At 54.5% G+C, this 15,589-nt stretch carries 17 protein-coding genes; 11 read left to right on the forward strand and 6 right to left on the reverse strand.

What is annotated here, in order from left to right; translation table 11 throughout:
- Nucleotides 1–38: 38 nt before the first annotated feature.
- Complete coding sequence (locus ETG88_RS04270; RefSeq protein WP_100778547.1) at nt 39–665, reverse strand: lysoplasmalogenase; 627 nt, start codon at nt 663–665, stop codon at nt 39–41.
- Nucleotides 666–793: 128 nt separating this feature from the next.
- Here ETG88_RS04270 and ETG88_RS04275 point away from each other — a divergent pair, with 128 nt between their 5' ends.
- Nucleotides 794–1,153, forward strand: a complete 360-nt coding sequence (locus tag ETG88_RS04275) for a DUF2500 domain-containing protein (protein WP_107702691.1) — start codon at nt 794–796, stop codon at nt 1,151–1,153.
- A gap of 50 nt (nt 1,154–1,203) precedes the next feature.
- Here the strand turns inward: ETG88_RS04275 and ETG88_RS04280 are convergent, their stop codons facing one another.
- Nucleotides 1,204–1,485, reverse strand: coding sequence for a DUF1145 family protein (locus ETG88_RS04280; RefSeq protein WP_100778549.1), 282 nt, complete (start codon nt 1,483–1,485; stop codon nt 1,204–1,206).
- Nucleotides 1,469–2,068 (reverse strand): 16S rRNA (guanine(966)-N(2))-methyltransferase, encoded by a 600-nt coding sequence (rsmD, locus tag ETG88_RS04285; protein ID WP_100778550.1) that lies wholly within the window; start codon nt 2,066–2,068, stop codon nt 1,469–1,471. The genes ETG88_RS04280 and rsmD overlap by 17 nt, the downstream gene beginning before the upstream one ends.
- Before the next feature lie 127 nt (nt 2,069–2,195).
- Here rsmD and ftsY point away from each other — a divergent pair, with 127 nt between their 5' ends.
- From ftsY to livJ, 6 genes are all read left to right on the forward strand, one after another.
- Nucleotides 2,196–3,695: a signal recognition particle-docking protein FtsY gene (ftsY, locus tag ETG88_RS04290; protein WP_129034766.1), complete on the forward strand. Its 1,500-nt coding sequence runs from the start codon at nt 2,196–2,198 to the stop codon at nt 3,693–3,695.
- Between the two features lie 2 nt (nt 3,696–3,697).
- A complete protein-coding gene (ftsE, locus tag ETG88_RS04295) occupies nt 3,698–4,363 on the forward strand; it encodes a cell division ATP-binding protein FtsE (protein ID WP_100778552.1) in 666 nt (221 codons plus the stop codon).
- Nucleotides 4,356–5,411 (forward strand): permease-like cell division protein FtsX, encoded by a 1,056-nt coding sequence (gene ftsX / locus ETG88_RS04300; protein WP_100778553.1) that lies wholly within the window; start codon nt 4,356–4,358, stop codon nt 5,409–5,411. The genes ftsE and ftsX overlap by 8 nt, the downstream gene beginning before the upstream one ends.
- A gap of 256 nt (nt 5,412–5,667) precedes the next feature.
- Nucleotides 5,668–6,525 carry an RNA polymerase sigma factor RpoH gene (gene rpoH / locus ETG88_RS04305; RefSeq protein WP_059180334.1) on the forward strand — a complete coding sequence of 286 codons (858 nt, stop codon included), beginning with the start codon at nt 5,668–5,670 and terminating at the stop codon, nt 6,523–6,525.
- A gap of 134 nt (nt 6,526–6,659) precedes the next feature.
- Nucleotides 6,660–7,925, forward strand: coding sequence for a 4-aminobutyrate--2-oxoglutarate transaminase (locus ETG88_RS04310; RefSeq protein WP_123429804.1), 1,266 nt, complete (start codon nt 6,660–6,662; stop codon nt 7,923–7,925).
- Between the two features lie 196 nt (nt 7,926–8,121).
- Nucleotides 8,122–9,222 carry a branched chain amino acid ABC transporter substrate-binding protein LivJ gene (gene livJ / locus ETG88_RS04315; protein ID WP_142503677.1) on the forward strand — a complete coding sequence of 367 codons (1,101 nt, stop codon included), beginning with the start codon at nt 8,122–8,124 and terminating at the stop codon, nt 9,220–9,222.
- A gap of 75 nt (nt 9,223–9,297) precedes the next feature.
- On the opposite strand, the gene ETG88_RS04320 is transcribed toward livJ, so the two are convergent.
- From ETG88_RS04320 to panM, 3 genes are all read right to left on the reverse strand, one after another.
- Nucleotides 9,298–9,714, reverse strand: a complete 417-nt coding sequence (locus tag ETG88_RS04320; RefSeq protein ID WP_129034767.1) for a WapI family immunity protein — start codon at nt 9,712–9,714, stop codon at nt 9,298–9,300.
- Between the two features lie 5 nt (nt 9,715–9,719).
- A complete protein-coding gene (locus tag ETG88_RS04325) occupies nt 9,720–10,430 on the reverse strand; it encodes a hypothetical protein (protein WP_129034768.1) in 711 nt (236 codons plus the stop codon).
- A 215-nt stretch (nt 10,431–10,645) separates the two neighbouring features.
- A complete protein-coding gene (gene panM / locus ETG88_RS04330; RefSeq protein WP_102105314.1) occupies nt 10,646–11,029 on the reverse strand; it encodes an aspartate 1-decarboxylase autocleavage activator PanM in 384 nt (127 codons plus the stop codon).
- Nucleotides 11,030–11,453: 424 nt separating this feature from the next.
- On the opposite strand from panM, the gene livK reads away from it, so the two are divergent.
- Genes livK through livG form a run of 4 tightly spaced genes read left to right on the forward strand, consistent with a single transcriptional unit; the run spans nt 11,454 to nt 15,575 of the window.
- Nucleotides 11,454–12,563 (forward strand): high-affinity branched-chain amino acid ABC transporter substrate-binding protein LivK, encoded by a 1,110-nt coding sequence (gene livK, locus ETG88_RS04340; protein ID WP_102105315.1) that lies wholly within the window; start codon nt 11,454–11,456, stop codon nt 12,561–12,563.
- 47 nt (nt 12,564–12,610) lie between these two features.
- Nucleotides 12,611–13,537 carry a high-affinity branched-chain amino acid ABC transporter permease LivH gene (gene livH, locus ETG88_RS04345; RefSeq protein WP_100778559.1) on the forward strand — a complete coding sequence of 309 codons (927 nt, stop codon included), beginning with the start codon at nt 12,611–12,613 and terminating at the stop codon, nt 13,535–13,537.
- Nucleotides 13,534–14,811, forward strand: a complete 1,278-nt coding sequence (livM, locus tag ETG88_RS04350; protein WP_100778560.1) for a branched chain amino acid ABC transporter permease LivM — start codon at nt 13,534–13,536, stop codon at nt 14,809–14,811. The genes livH and livM overlap by 4 nt, the downstream gene beginning before the upstream one ends.
- Nucleotides 14,808–15,575, forward strand: coding sequence for a high-affinity branched-chain amino acid ABC transporter ATP-binding protein LivG (gene livG, locus ETG88_RS04355; RefSeq protein WP_100778561.1), 768 nt, complete (start codon nt 14,808–14,810; stop codon nt 15,573–15,575). Before livM ends, livG begins: the two co-directional genes overlap by 4 nt.
- The last annotated feature ends 14 nt before the right edge of the window (nt 15,576–15,589 follow it).

Consider the following 15,589-nt stretch of genomic DNA (forward strand, 5'->3'; position numbering starts at 1 on the left):
AGCATACACTCTGGAGTCGACTCCAGAGTCAAGCACTATTAAATATACAGCGAGCGGACTATCAGGAAATGCCCGGCGAAGTAGCAGGCGGCGGCGATAGCGTTATCCGCGCGGAAGCGACGGCGGTAGTGACTTCCCAGCCAGACGATATTCCCAATCAGCAGCAGGGCGGCACCGAAGAACGCCGACATTGCAGGTGACGTTGGGCGGAAGAACCACAGTTCGCCGGCCAGCCAGACCATCACCAGCGTCATGGCGATAAAGGTACAGACCGGCCAGCGCATCTCTTCCAGTCGTGTCCAGATCACCGCCACCAGCAGCGCGCCCATGACCAGTAAGATCAGCGGCAGCGGCCAGAAGAAGGAGAGGGTCATCTGGCTGGCGAAGTAGATGGTATAGAGCAGATGGGAAAGGAAAAATGCCCCGATGGCATACAGCAAACGCTGGCGCGGCAGCAGGGTAAGCGCGTCACCAATCAGCGAGGCGCACAGACCCGCGAGTACCAGATAGCTCACGGCGTTGAACATCGGCGCCTGCCAGGCGAGCAGCAGCAGGAGCAGCAGTGTCACCGGTTTAAACAGCCAGCGCTGCCACGTCGGACCGCGATACGACGCATCGACATAAAGCCATGCGGAAAAACAGACAGCGATAAATGACCAAAGCATATTAACTCCCTGTATCTGTTATTTTTGAATCATACATTCTGATTCAGTGTAGTGACGCGAGCAGGCGTTTGGCAATGCCGGATAAGCCGCGATATCCTGATTTCCGCATAATCTGATGGGATTCAACAATGAGCAAAATGCCGCTTTTCTTCGTAGTGGTGGTGGCCATCATCGTCATCGCCGCTTCGTTTCGCTTTGTGCAGCAGCGCCGCGAAAAAGCCGATAATGACGCCGCACCGCTCTTACAAAAACGGGTGGTGGTGAGCAATAAGCGCGAGAAAGCGCTCAATGAGCGCCGTTCCCGGCAGCAACAGGTGACGCCAGCAGGCGCGTTAATGCGCTATGAGGCGAGCTTTAAGCCGCAGGGCGGTGGGCTGGAGATGACGTTTCGTCTCGACGAGAAGCAGTACCATCAACTGACGGTGGGGGATCGCGGGCTGTTGAGCTATAAGGGATCGCGTTTTGAAGGGTTTGCAGTCGAGCCGTAACTCGCCGGATGGCCCGGTCTACAAAAGCTGTATACCGGGCTGCATACGACTTATTTCTTCGCCTGTGCTTTAAACTTTTTCATCCACACCAGCAGCTCGAACACGCCGAAAATAAAGACGCGCAGTTGCTGCCAGCCGGTCATCGGCGGCCCGTCTTTCGGCAGACCGTTTTTCAGCATCACCATCTGCAGGGCGTGCATAAAGGCGGTGAAAATCAGCGCCACGTTGACGAAAATGTTCATCGGCCGTGGGAACGGGTGGACGAGGTTCAGGAGCAGAAACGCCCAGACGCCCAACATCAGCAAACGGCCAAGATTAATCAGAACTGGCATCAGGCTCTCCTTCTACTTCACGGTGATACAAACGATAGGCGACCTGCCCTGCGACCTGCTCGCGGTGCAGATCCCAGTGAACGGGAACTGGCGGTAGGCCATTTTCCACTTCACTTTCGACATAAATAAGCGCGTCATCCGCCAGCCAGCCGTTGTTTTCCAGCAGCGTCAGCGTCTCTTCCAGCAGCCCCTTGCGGAACGGCGGGTCGATAAATACCACGTCGTGCGGCGTGCCCTTTTGCGCGAGGAACGACAGAGTATTGGTATTCACCACGTTGCCGTTGGTCGCTTTAAGGGTCGCCAGATTTTGCTGCAACTGCTGCGCAACGCCGCGCTCCATCTCCAGCAGGGTAGCGCTTGCGGCATAACGCGACAGCGCTTCAAGGCCGAGCGCGCCGCTTCCGGCAAAACAGTCCAGGCAGCGGGCGTCAACCATCGACGGAGCCAGCCAGTTAAATAGCGTCTCGCGGACGCGATCGGTTGTCGGGCGCAGCCCAGGGCTGTCGGGCACAGGCAGTTTGCGGCCTCGCCACTGGCCGCCAATAATACGAATTTGTCCGGCCGGGCGGTTCGTTTTCTTCATTTCAGGAAAGCTCTGCTAACAATTGGCCTGCGATTCCAGGCGGTGATGTTAATTAGGTAAAGTGTTAGACTATTTCATCATTTTTATAGCTTCCATGTATATAGCACCGCGAGGAGTGTCGTCGCAGATGGCAAAACAAAAAAAACGTGGCTTCTTTTCCTGGCTGGGCTTCGGCGAAAAAGAGCAAGAAACAGAACAGAAAATCGAAGAACAGCAAGCGGTTGAAGAGCAGTCACAGCCCGAAACGCCTGTTGAAACCGCCGCGGTTGTAGAAGCGGAAGAGCCCGCACACAGCAAAGAAGAGATCGACTCCTTCGCTGAAGACGTGGTTGAGGTGACCGAACAGATTCAGGAGATCGAGAAACCGGAGCCGGTGATTGTTCCTCAGGCGGTCGAGGTTGTCGTTGAGCCGGTTGTTGAAGAAGCGCCTCAGGCCGTGATTGAGCAAGAAGAGCTACCGCTGCCGGAAGAGGTCAAAGCCGAAGCGATCGCGCCAGAAGAGTGGCAGGCGGAAGCGGAAACCGTAGAGATCGTTGAAGCCGTTGAAGAAGAAGCGGAAAACGCGCCTGAAATCACCGATGAAGAGCTGGAAGCCCAGGCGCTGGCCGCCGAAGCCGCAGAAGAAGCGGTGATCGTGGTGCCGGTCGAAGAGACGGAAGAAGAGGCCCCGGCGGAAGAGATCGTTCAGGAGCAGGAAAAACCGACCAAAGAAGGTTTCTTCGCGCGTCTGAAACGCAGCCTGGTCAGAACCAAAGAAAACCTCGGTTCCGGATTTATCAGTCTGTTCCGTGGCAAAAAAATCGACGATGATCTGTTTGAAGAGCTGGAAGAGCAGCTGCTGATTGCCGATGTCGGCGTGGAAACCACGCGCAAAATTATCGCGAAACTGACGGAAAGCGCGAGCCGTAAACAGCTGCGTGATGCCGAGGCGCTGTACGGCCTGCTGAAAGACGAGATGGGCGAAATTCTCGCAAAAGTTGACGAACCGCTTAATATTGAAGGCAAAACGCCTTTTGTTATTCTGATGGTGGGCGTTAACGGTGTCGGGAAAACCACCACCATCGGTAAGCTGGCGCGTCAGTTTGAGCAGCAGGGCAAATCGGTGATGCTGGCGGCGGGCGATACCTTCCGTGCAGCGGCCGTCGAGCAGTTGCAGGTCTGGGGTCAGCGCAACAACATTCCGGTGGTTGCGCAGCACACTGGCGCAGATTCTGCGTCTGTGATTTTCGATGCCATCCAGGCGGCGAAAGCGCGAAATATCGATGTGCTGATTGCGGATACCGCAGGGCGTTTGCAGAATAAATCGCACCTGATGGAAGAGCTGAAGAAAATCGTCCGCGTGATGAAGAAGCTGGACGAAGACGCGCCGCATGAAATTATGCTGACCATTGATGCCAGCACCGGACAGAACGCCATCAGCCAGGCGAAGCTGTTTGATGAAGCGGTCGGGCTGACCGGGATTACGCTGACCAAACTGGACGGCACCGCCAAGGGGGGAGTGATCTTCTCCGTGGCGGATCAGTTCGGCATCCCAATCCGTTACATCGGTGTCGGCGAACGTATCGAGGATTTGCGTCCGTTTAAATCGGACGACTTTATTGAGGCACTATTTGCCCGAGAGGATTAACAATGATTCGCTTTGAACACGTCAGCAAGGCCTATCTCGGTGGGAGACAAGCGTTGCAGGGGGTGACATTCCACCTGCAACCGGGCGAGATGGCATTCCTGACCGGCCACTCCGGCGCGGGGAAAAGTACCCTGCTCAAGCTTATCTGTGGGATCGAGCGGCCAAGCGCCGGGAACATCTTTTTTAGCGGGCATGATATCAGCCGCCTGAAAAACCGTGAGGTGCCGTTTCTGCGTCGCCAGATCGGCATGATTTTCCAGGATCACCACCTGCTGATGGATCGCACCGTTTTTGATAACGTGGCGATCCCGCTGATCATTGCGGGTGCCAGCTATGACGATATCCGCCGTCGCGTTTCGGCGGCGCTGGATAAAGTCGGGCTGCTGGACAAAGCGAAGAACTTCCCGATTCAGCTTTCCGGCGGTGAACAGCAGCGCGTGGGTATTGCTCGCGCGGTGGTGAACAAACCCGCCGTCCTGCTGGCGGATGAACCGACCGGTAACCTGGACGATGCGCTCTCGGAAGGGATCCTGCGTCTGTTTGAGGAATTTAACCGCGTTGGGGTAACAGTCCTGATGGCGACGCACGACATCGGGCTGATTTCCCGTCGTTCGTACCGCATGCTGACCCTGAGCGAAGGTCATTTGCACGGAGGCCACGTTGAATAAGCGCGACGCAATAAACCAGATTCGGCAGTTTGGTAATCGATTCGACCGCTTCCGCAAGCCGCAGGGCGGCGGAGAGGGTAACCGCAACACGCCAAAGCGTGCGAAAGCGGCGCCGAAGCCAAACTCTCGCAAGACCAACGTCTTTAACGAACAGGTGCGCTACGCCTTCCACGGCGCGGTGCAGGATCTGAAAAGCAAACCGCTGGCGACGTTCCTGACGGTGATGGTGATCGCCATCTCCCTGACGCTGCCGAGCGTCTGCTATATGGTCTACAAAAACGTCAATGAGGCGGCCTCACAATACTATCCATCTCCGCAAATCACGGTGTATCTGGATAAGGCGCTGGATGACAGCGCCGCCGCACAAGTGGTGGGGCAGCTCCAGGCGGAGCAGGGCGTCGAAAAGGTGAACTACCTGTCGCGCGACGAAGCGCTGGGCGAGTTCCGCAACTGGTCCGGGTTTGGCGGCGCGCTGGATATGCTCGAAGAGAACCCGCTGCCCGCCGTGGCGGTGGTGATTCCGAAACTGGACTTCCAGGGCACGGATTCGCTGAACACCCTGCGCGATCGCATCACCCGTATCAACGGTATTGATGAAGTGCGTATGGACGACAGCTGGTTTGCGCGTTTGGCCTCCCTGACGGGGCTGGTAGGGCGCGTGGCGGCAATGATTGGCGTGCTGATGGTGGCGGCGGTCTTCCTGGTCATCGGTAACAGCGTGCGTCTGAGCATCTTCGCCCGTCGCGATACGATTAACGTGCAGAAACTGATAGGTGCGACGGATGGATTCATCCTGCGCCCGTTCCTGTATGGCGGCGCATTGCTCGGTTTTTCCGGCGCATTTCTTTCACTGATTCTGTCAGAAATTTTGGTGATGCGGCTCTCTTCTGCCGTCACCGAAGTGGCGCAGGTTTTCGGAACTAAGTTTGATATCAGTGGCTTATCCTTCGATGAGTGCCTGTTATTACTGCTGGTGTGCTCGATGATTGGCTGGGTGGCCGCCTGGCTTGCCACCGTACAACATTTACGCCACTTTACCCCGCAGTAAAAAATCTCTGGTATAATCTTTCCCTGCAATGAGTACTTCACTCTGCAGGGAAAGAGTCCCTGTTGGCTCTCCCCCGCAATCAGTTGTCCATGTCACAATTTGTGCGTAATTTATTCACAGCATTACATGGAACTTGTGGATAAAATCACGGTCTGATAAAAATGTGAATGTTAGTCTCACTGCTCAAATGCTTTGGCATGCTTGTTGCCTGATGGGGACAAACAAACGCCAGAAGACACTAAATTGAGAGGAATGAATGACCAAAGAAATGCAAACTTTAGCTTTAGCCCCTGTTGGTAACCTGGAATCTTATATCCGGGCTGCGAACACCTGGCCGATGTTGACGGCTGAGGAAGAAAAGGAGCTTGCTGAAAAGCTGCATTACCAGGGCGATCTGGAAGCAGCTAAGACGCTGATCCTGTCTCACCTGCGCTTTGTTGTTCACGTTGCTCGTAATTACTCGGGTTACGGTCTGCCGCAGGCGGACTTGATTCAGGAAGGTAACATCGGTCTGATGAAGGCTGTACGTCGCTTCAACCCGGAAGTGGGTGTGCGACTGGTCTCCTTCGCCGTTCACTGGATCAAAGCGGAAATTCACGAATACGTGCTGCGTAACTGGCGTATTGTGAAAGTCGCTACGACCAAAGCACAGCGCAAACTGTTTTTCAACCTGCGTAAAGCCAAGCAGCGTCTGGGCTGGTTCAATCAGGATGAAGTCGAAATGGTAGCGCGTGAGCTGGGCGTTTCCAGCAAAGATGTGCGTGAGATGGAATCCCGTATGGCCGCTCAGGACATGACATTCGATATGTCTTCTGACGACGATGCGCAGGATAGCCAGCCGATGGCACCGGTTCTGTATCTGCAGGATAAAACCTCTAACTTTGCCGACGGCATCGAAGAGGATAACTGGGAAGATCAGGCCGCGAACAAACTCACCCACGCGATGGAAGGTCTCGACGAGCGTAGCCAGGCGATTATCCGCGCCCGCTGGCTGGACGAAGACAACAAGTCCACCCTGCAGGAGCTGGCCGACCGCTACGGCGTTTCAGCAGAGCGTGTGCGTCAGCTTGAAAAGAACGCCATGAAAAAACTTCGCGCCGCTATCGAAGCGTAATTCCCGCGAAGTTCCCCGATAACCCCTGGATGAAAATCTGGGGGTTTTGTTTTTTTAACGACCGCTCTGGCGAATTCCTCCCCCCTGGCAAACACTTACAGATGCGCTACGCATGCGAATCTTAGGGGGACAGGGTGAACAATCACGAGTTAAATGAACGGCGTTTGCAGGCAACGCCGCGCGGCATCGGGGTGATGTGCGGTTTCTACGCCGATAAAGCGGAAAACGCGACGCTGTGGGATATCGAAGGCAACGAAGTGATCGACTTCGCCGCCGGGATTGCAGTGCTGAACACGGGCCATCGCCATCCCAAAGTGATCGCCGCCATCGAAAAGCAGCTTCAGTCGTTTACCCACACGGCGTACCAGATTGTGCCGTACGAAGGCTATATCGCCCTCGCAGAGCGCATCAATGCCCGTGTGCCGATTGAAGGGCCAGCCAAAACCGCCTTCTTCTCGACGGGCGCAGAAGCCGTCGAAAACGCGGTCAAAATCGCCCGCGCCTACACCAAACGACCCGGTCTTATCACGTTCGGCGGCGCCTTCCACGGGCGTACCTTTATGACCATGGCTCTCACAGGCAAAGTGGCGCCCTACAAACTCGGCTTCGGCCCGTTCCCTGGCTCGGTCTATCACGCGCAATATCCCAACACGCTGCACGGCGTGAGTTCTCAGGACGCCCTGAAAAGCCTTGAGCGTATCTTTAAAGCCGATATCGCCCCGGATCAGGTGGCAGCGATTATCCTCGAACCGGTTCAGGGTGAAGGCGGATTCAACGTCGCGCCGCCCGATTTTATGCAAGGGCTGCGCGCCCTGTGCGACACCCACGGAATTTTGCTGATCGCTGACGAAGTGCAGACCGGCTTTGCCCGTACCGGGAAACTGTTCTCGATGGAGCATCACTGCGTTAAACCGGATCTGATCACCATGGCGAAAAGCCTGGCGGGTGGGATGCCGCTCTCGGCGGTGTCGGGCCGTGCCGAGGTGATGGACGCTCCCGCACCGGGCGGGCTGGGCGGCACCTACGCCGGGAACCCGCTGGCGATTGCGGCGGCACTGGCGGTGCTAGACGTGATCGACGAAGAGGATCTGTGCGCTCGCGCATCGCACCTGGGCCATCATCTGGTGGAAGTGCTGAGCAAGGCCAAATCTGGTTGCCCATATATCGCTGACATCCGCGCGCAAGGCTCGATGGTGGCGGTGGAGTTCAACGATCCCGAGACCGGGCAGCCCTCACCGGAATTTACCCGCCAGGTTCAGGAGCGCGCGCTGGCGGAAGGGCTGTTGCTGCTCAGCTGCGGCGTGTACGGCAACGTCATTCGTTTTCTCTATCCACTCACCATTCCTGACGCGCAGTTCCGCAAAGCGCTGGATATCATCTCTGCCTCGCTGACTCGATAAAGCCCGAGCCCGGTCGCAAAACTGCACCGGGCTGGCATAGTTACATTTCAAATTAGCTATTCCAAAATCATAAAAATGGGGTATGTTTTAGCAGAGTGTGCTGAAAAAGCGCGGACGGCAGACCTATAATTGAAATAAAGCGCTACACAACAACATCACAACAATCGTAATAACCATAATAATGGGGAATCTCAGGATGAATATGAAGGGTAAAGCGTTACTGGCAGGATGTATCGCGTTGGCATTCAGCACTATGGCTCAGGCGGATATTAAAGTGGCTGTTGTCGGTGCGATGTCCGGTCCGGTAGCGCAATACGGCGACCAGGAATTTACCGGCGCAGAACAAGCGGTTGCAGACATTAATGCCAAGGGCGGCATCAAAGGCGAAAAACTGCAGATCGTAAAATATGACGATGCCTGCGACCCGAAACAAGCGGTAGCAGTGGCGAACAAAGTGGTGAACGACGGGATCAAATACGTTATAGGTCACCTGTGCTCCTCATCCACCCAGCCTGCGTCTGATATCTACGAAGACGAAGGCATTCTGATGATCACTCCGGCGGCGACCGCTCCAGAGCTGACCGCGCGTGGGTATAAACTGATTCTGCGTACCACCGGTCTGGACTCCGACCAGGGCCCAACCGCCGCGAAATACATTCTTGAGAAAGTGAAGCCGCAGCGCATCGCGATTGTTCACGATAAACAGCAGTACGGCGAAGGCCTGGCGCGCTCCGTACAGGACAGCCTGAAAAAAGCCAATGCGAAAGTGGTGTTCTTCGACGGCATCACCGCCGGTGAGAAAGACTTCTCCACGCTGGTGGCGCGTCTGAAGAAAGAGAACATCGACTTCGTGTACTACGGCGGTTATCACCCGGAAATGGGCCAGATCCTGCGTCAGGCGCGCGCGGCCGGTCTGAAAACACAGTTCATGGGGCCAGAGGGCGTGGCGAACGTTTCCCTGTCTAACATCGCGGGCGACTCGGCTGAAGGGATGCTGGTCACCAAGCCGAAGAACTACGATCAAGTTCCAGCGAACAAACCGATCGTGGATGCCATCAAGGCCAAGAAACAAGATCCAAGCGGCGCGTTCGTGTGGACCACCTACGCAGCGCTGCAATCCCTGCAGGCAGGCCTGAACCAGTCAGCCGATCCGGCTGAGATTGCGACCTGGCTGAAAGCGAACTCCGTCGATACCGTCATGGGGCCGCTGTCCTGGGACGAGAAGGGCGATCTGAAAGGTTTTGAGTTCGGTGTCTTTACTTGGCATGCAGACGGTTCAGCGACCGACGCTAAGTAATTACAGTAACCCTCTCCCTTCGGGAGAGGGTTCTCTGATAATGTGTCACACCTATCCAACCGCTGATGAAGGGAATCAGAAATTAATTATTTGACGAACCCCATGAATAATTTCATGTATATACGTTTGATCCATCCCGATAATGCCCTCGACAGAAATCTCAGCGCGTACTTCCGTTGAGAGTTTAAATTTCAAATAATAACTCTCACTAGGCTGCATATTTTTTCCGACCGTCAGCGTAATCATTCCCTCCATTGGGCTGAAGGTGATTTCTTTGTTACTGTTAATGTCGCGTAATTCTACGAGTTGTCTATGGAATTCCTCAAACTCACCAACAAAGCAATCCCATTTTGTATCGAGGCTTATACCTTTGGATTTGAACTCGACATACAAATGTAGATACTCATGATAAAATCCAGGTTCGGACGTATTAATCATTTTCTCATAAGGCGTTATCGTTAAGCTGACTTCATTATTAATAATCTGCAGCACATTAATTACCTCAAAGGTTTGTATGCAAAATGCGTGATGGTCCAGTTGTTCTCATTGACAATAACTTCAAGAGTATAATCTTTGTTCTCATAGCTTCCTAAATGTTTATTATACCTTGAACGACGAATGCCTATCTCATAGCGAATCGTTTTGAGATCCGATTTACGCAGTAGGTCCGGCATTCTTCTCCCATAGCGAAGCGCTTTTTCCTGGATGTAAACGGGAACGTACCTGGCGGGTTCTTCCATATGTTTTGCCGCTGCTGGTGTAAATTTTAATGCTTCAGGAGACAACCCCACCTTAATCCTTCCTCTAAGGATATTCATGATACCTTCGCCGAGTAAGGATTTTAACTCGACAAATAATCCTCGCTGGGTTAATGCCTTAAATGAAAATGAGCCAAATCGAAACGCTTTGAAAATTAAAGCGCCAACAAATACAAAATCCAAAGGATCGAACCAGGGATGTTCTAACGGCAACTCCATCCTGGTAACATAGTATCCATTGTAATCATAGACATCATAAATATCTGACATGCTATTATTGAGATAGCCAATGCACAAACCATTTTCTTCATCAATAATTGGAGAGAAGGTTTCAGGTATGTTTCTTTCAGGTATGAGAGAAAAGAAAACGTCGTCTTCTAAAGGTGACGTGAAATTGTAATGCATTCCATAATGCACATCGTATAGAGAGTTGGAAGTTATATCTTTCATGAATTATTTCGCCGAATTATTACGTGCGACTAAAAATAATTATTTCATTTGAAAAATAAAAGATGAATGCGTGCTTTAAAGCGATATAACCCGAATATTCCCTGGCCAGGATGCGGGGCAGTATTGACTGTAAAAGTTCCTTTGGGGGAAAACTCCCCCTTCGACGATAAGCATCAGGGGGATCAGAATGAGGGATTAAGGGGAAAGGACTGCCGTCACCGCCGCTCCCACCCATTCTCCCGCTCTGCGAACCCTGTCGCCTGCATAAATGCAGACATCACGCTGCGGTCTTCCACACCGATATCGGACATCCACCAGGCTGACACGTCCGGATTATCGCGAATCACCTCTTCAATCAAATACTGCCCCACGCCGCGACGGCGGGTGATTTCCCGCACGCGCAGGGAGTCCAGCGCGCCATCGGTTCCGCTCAGGGTCACGCGCACTGCGCCCAGCAGACGCTCGTTAAAGCGGGCGGCATAAATTCGATGGGTTTCATCCACGGTCAGGGAGGAAGGAGAATATTCCGGCCAGATCTTGCCCAGGTCGATATGATCCTGGTCGCTAAAGGACACCAGACGAAGGATGGTCAGTTTCATTAGCTGCTTGTCCAAATCAAAAAGAGTAAAGGCAGTGTACTCAATTTATCTCTTCAGCGGCTTCCCCTTTTTTGAACCATTCTCCAGCTGATTACTTTTTTAGCAACGCGATGTGTAGCGAGAAAGAGCAGGGATCGAAAATTAAGCAGAATTTTACTCTAAAAGGCAGTGTTTTATTCGGTGCTTTGTACCGTTATTTTATGCTGCAAACTGCACTTTTATTTGTTTATCTCTGTCTGATTTCAGAATATTATCTTTGCTTAATCGCCTGAAAAATAGAGATTTTAGTCTGGTTTTTATCAAAAAACTGCGCTAAACCATTAAAGGCACTGGTAAAAATAGCGTTGTTCATTAAAAGTACAGAATGCTTTTTAACCATAATAAAACAAAATATATACATCACGTCACGAATGGGGATTCACAGATGAAAAGGAACGCGAAAGCATTGATCGCGGGAATGGTTGCATTAGCGATTTCGCAGGCAGCCATGGCGGAAGAGATTAAAGTTGCCGTCGTCGGTGCGATGTCCGGTCCGGTTGCCCAGTGGGGTGATATGGAGTTCAACGGCGCGCGTCAGGCGATCAAAGACATCAACGCCAAAGGCGGGATCAAAGGGGATAAGCTGGTTGGCGTGGAATATGACGACGCCTGCGATCCGAAACAAGCCGTCGCCGTGGCGAACAAAATCGTTAACGACGGTATTCAGTACGTTATCGGCCACCTGTGCTCCTCTTCCACGCAGCCCGCTTCAGATATCTATGAAGACGAAGGCATTCTGATGATCACGCCAGGCGCTACCAATCCGGAGCTGACGCAGCGTGGCTATCAGCACATCATGCGTACCGCCGGTCTGGACTCTTCTCAGGGGCCGACTGCCGCGAAGTATATCCTCGAGAAAGTGAAGCCGCAGCGCATTGCGATCATTCACGATAAACAGCAATACGGCGAAGGCCTCGCGCGTTCCGTACAGGATGGCCTGAAAAAAGGTGGCGCGAATGTGGTCTTCTTCGACGGCATCACCGCAGGTGAGAAAGATTTCTCTGCCCTGCTGGCACGCCTGCAAAAAGAGAACATCGACTTCGTGTACTACGGCGGTTACTACCCGGAGATGGGCCAGATGCTGCGCCAGGCGCGCGCGACCGGTCTGAAAACGCAGTTTATGGGCCCGGAAGGCGTGGGTAACGCGTCTCTGTCCAACATCGCAGGCGATGCGGGCGAAGGCATGCTGGTGACAATGCCAAAACGTTATGACCAGGAACCGGCGAACAAGGCTATCGTGGAGGCACTCAAAGCGCAGAAGAAAGATCCGAGCGGTCCGTACGTCTGGATCACCTACGCGGCGGTGCAGTCTCTGGCGACTGCCATGGAGCGCACCGGCAGCAAAGAGCCGCTGGACTTAGTGAAAGATTTAAAAGCACACGGAGCAAACACCGTGATTGGGCCGCTGAACTGGGATGAGAAAGGCGATCTAAAGGGATTTGAATTTGGTGTCTTCCAATGGCACGCCGATGGTTCTTCTTCGGTAGCCAAATAATCATCCCGCCGCCCGCGCAAAACGGGCGGTTATAAAAAGGTTTTCTTATGTCCGAGCAGTTTCTCTATTTCTTGCAGCAGATGTTTAACGGCGTCACGCTGGGAAGCACCTATGCGCTGATCGCCATCGGTTACACGATGGTTTACGGCATTATCGGCATGATCAACTTCGCCCACGGCGAGGTCTATATGATAGGCAGCTATGTCTCCTTTATGATCATTGCCGCACTGATGATGATGGGTATCGACAGCAGCTGGCTGCTGGTGGGTGCCGGTTTTGTCGGTGCGATTGTGATTGCCAGCGCCTACGGCTGGAGCATCGAGCGCGTGGCCTATCGGCCTGTGCGCAGCTCCAAACGTCTGATTGCGCTGATCTCCGCCATCGGGATGTCCATCTTCCTGCAAAACTACGTCAGCCTGACGGAAGGCTCGCGCGATGTGGCGCTGCCAAGCCTGTTTAACGGCCAGTGGATTATCGGGGCCAGCGAAAACTTCTCGGCTTCTATCACGACCATGCAGCTGGTGATCTGGGTTGTGACCTTCCTTGCGATGCTGGCGTTGACCATTTTCATCCGTTACTCCCGCATGGGCCGCGCTTGCCGCGCCTGTGCAGAAGACCTGAAAATGGCCAGCCTGCTGGGTATTAACACCGACCGCGTGATCGCCCTGACCTTTGTGATTGGTGCCGCGATGGCGGCGGTGGCGGGTGTGCTGCTCGGTCAGTTCTACGGCGTTATCAACCCCTACATCGGCTTTATGGCCGGGATGAAAGCCTTTACCGCTGCGGTGCTCGGCGGGATCGGCAGTATTCCTGGTGCGATGATCGGCGGCCTGATTCTGGGCGTTGCCGAAGCGCTCTCCTCGGCGTATCTGAGTACCGAATATAAAGACGTCGTCTCCTTTGCACTGCTGATTCTGGTGCTGCTGGTGATGCCTACCGGGATTCTGGGTCGTCCGGAGGTAGAGAAAGTATGAAACCGATGCATTTTGCGATGGCGCTGCTCTCTGCCGCCATGTTCTTCGTCCTCGCGGGCGTCTTTATGGGTGTGCAGTTAGAACTGGATGGCACCCGACTGGTGGTCGATACCGCTGCGGATATCCGCTGGCAGTGGGTGTTTGTCGGTACGGCAGTGGTGTTTCTGTTCCAGCTGCTGCGTCCGGTGTTCCAGAAGACGATGAAAAACGTCTCTGGCCCGAAATTCGTGCTGCCAGCCATTGATGGCTCGACCGTTAAGCAGAAACTGTTCCTGGTGGCGCTGCTGGTGGCCGCTGTTGCGTGGCCGTTCATGGTGTCGCGCGGGACGGTGGATATTGCCACCCTGACCATGATCTACGTGATTCTGGGTCTGGGCTTGAACGTGGTGGTCGGTCTGTCTGGCCTGCTGGTGCTGGGCTATGGCGGTTTTTACGCCATCGGTGCCTACACCTTTGCGTTGCTGAACCATTATTACGGGCTGGGCTTCTGGACCTGTCTGCCGCTGGCGGGCCTGGTGTCTGCCGCCGCAGGTTTCCTGCTCGGCTTTCCGGTGCTGCGTCTGCGCGGTGACTATCTGGCGATTGTGACCTTAGGCTTTGGCGAGATCGTCCGTATCCTGCTGCTCAACAACACCGAAGTGACCGGCGGTCCGAACGGCATCAGCCAGATCCCGAAACCGACCTTCTTCGGCCTGGAGTTCAGCCGCACGGCGCGCGAAGGCGGCTGGGATACTTTCAGCAACTTCTTCGGCGTGAAGTACGATCCCTCCGACCGCGTGATCTGGCTCTACCTGGTGGCGCTGCTGCTGGTGGTGATCACCCTGTTCGTGATCAACCGTCTGCTGCGCATGCCGCTGGGCCGCGCGTGGGAAGCGCTGCGTGAAGACGAAATCGCCTGCCGCTCCCTGGGGCTGAACCCGACGCGCATCAAACTGACCGCGTTCACCATCAGCGCCGCGTTTGCCGGTTTTGCCGGAACGCTGTTTGCCGCGCGTCAGGGCTTCGTCAGCCCGGAATCCTTCACTTTTGCCGAATCAGCCTTTGTGCTGGCCATCGTGGTACTCGGCGGGATGGGCTCCCAGTTTGCGGTGATCCTCGCGGCGATTCTGCTGGTGGTCTCCCGCGAGCTGATGCGCGACTTTAACGAATACAGCATGTTGATGCTGGGTGGTTTGATGGTACTGATGATGATCTGGCGTCCGCAGGGCTTGCTGCCGATGACCCGTCCACAGTTGAAGCTGAAGAACGGGCAAGCGAAAGGAGAGCAGGCATGAGTCAGCCATTATTATCCGTGAACGGCCTGATGATGCGTTTTGGCGGCCTGCTGGCGGTCAATAACGTCTCACTGGACCTGTTCCCGAAAGAGATTGTCTCCCTGATCGGCCCGAACGGCGCAGGGAAAACCACGGTGTTTAACTGCCTGACCGGTTTCTACAAGCCGACGGGCGGGACCATCATGCTGCGCGATCAGCATCTCGAAGGGCTGCCGGGCCAACAGATCGCCCGTATGGGCGTGGTGCGTACTTTCCAGCACGTGCGCCTGTTCCGTGAAATGACGGTGATTGAAAACCTGCTGGTGGCACAACATCAGCAGCTGAAGAGCGGGGTGTTCTCCGGCCTGCTGAAAACCCCGGCCTTCCGCCGCGCGCAGAGCGAAGCCCTGGACCGCGCCGCAACCTGGCTGGATCGTATTGGGCTGTTGCAGCACGCAAATCGTCAGGCCAGCAATCTGGCCTATGGCGACCAGCGTCGCCTGGAAATTGTTCGCTGCATGGTCACGCAGCCGGAAATCCTGATGCTTGATGAGCCTGCCGCCGGTCTGAACCCGAAAGAGACCAAAGAGCTGGACGAGCTGATCGTCGAGCTGCGTAACCATCACGACACCACCATTTTGCTGATTGAGCACGATATGAAGCTGGTGATGGGCATCTCGGATCGGATCTACGTCGTCAACCAGGGGACGCCGCTGGCGAACGGCACGCCTGAAGAAATTCGACATAACCCGGACGTGATCCGCGCCTACTTAGGTGAAGCATGATGGGGGCGAGTCAT

The sequence above is a fragment of the Lelliottia nimipressuralis genome (genome assembly GCF_004115925.1).
Classification (GTDB): Bacteria; Pseudomonadota; Gammaproteobacteria; order Enterobacterales; family Enterobacteriaceae; genus Enterobacter; species Enterobacter nimipressuralis.

Coding starts and splice junctions, on each gene's coding strand:
- ftsE (WP_100778552.1), top strand. CDS start 3,698: ATGATTCGCTTTGAACACGTCAGCAAGGCCTATCTCGGTGGGAGACAA.
- livJ (WP_142503677.1), top strand. CDS start 8,122: ATGAATATGAAGGGTAAAGCGTTACTGGCAGGATGTATCGCGTTGGCA.
- livH (WP_100778559.1), top strand. CDS start 12,611: ATGTCCGAGCAGTTTCTCTATTTCTTGCAGCAGATGTTTAACGGCGTC.
- panM (WP_102105314.1), bottom strand. CDS start 11,029: ATGAAACTGACCATCCTTCGTCTGGTGTCCTTTAGCGACCAGGATCAT.
- ETG88_RS04280 (WP_100778549.1), bottom strand. CDS start 1,485: ATGCCAGTTCTGATTAATCTTGGCCGTTTGCTGATGTTGGGCGTCTGG.
- ETG88_RS04275 (WP_107702691.1), top strand. CDS start 794: ATGAGCAAAATGCCGCTTTTCTTCGTAGTGGTGGTGGCCATCATCGTC.
- rpoH (WP_059180334.1), top strand. CDS start 5,668: ATGACCAAAGAAATGCAAACTTTAGCTTTAGCCCCTGTTGGTAACCTG.
- ETG88_RS04270 (WP_100778547.1), bottom strand. CDS start 665: ATGCTTTGGTCATTTATCGCTGTCTGTTTTTCCGCATGGCTTTATGTC.
- livK (WP_102105315.1), top strand. CDS start 11,454: ATGAAAAGGAACGCGAAAGCATTGATCGCGGGAATGGTTGCATTAGCG.
- livG (WP_100778561.1), top strand. CDS start 14,808: ATGAGTCAGCCATTATTATCCGTGAACGGCCTGATGATGCGTTTTGGC.
- livM (WP_100778560.1), top strand. CDS start 13,534: ATGAAACCGATGCATTTTGCGATGGCGCTGCTCTCTGCCGCCATGTTC.
- ETG88_RS04325 (WP_129034768.1), bottom strand. CDS start 10,430: ATGAAAGATATAACTTCCAACTCTCTATACGATGTGCATTATGGAATG.
- ftsY (WP_129034766.1), top strand. CDS start 2,196: ATGGCAAAACAAAAAAAACGTGGCTTCTTTTCCTGGCTGGGCTTCGGC.
- rsmD (WP_100778550.1), bottom strand. CDS start 2,068: ATGAAGAAAACGAACCGCCCGGCCGGACAAATTCGTATTATTGGCGGC.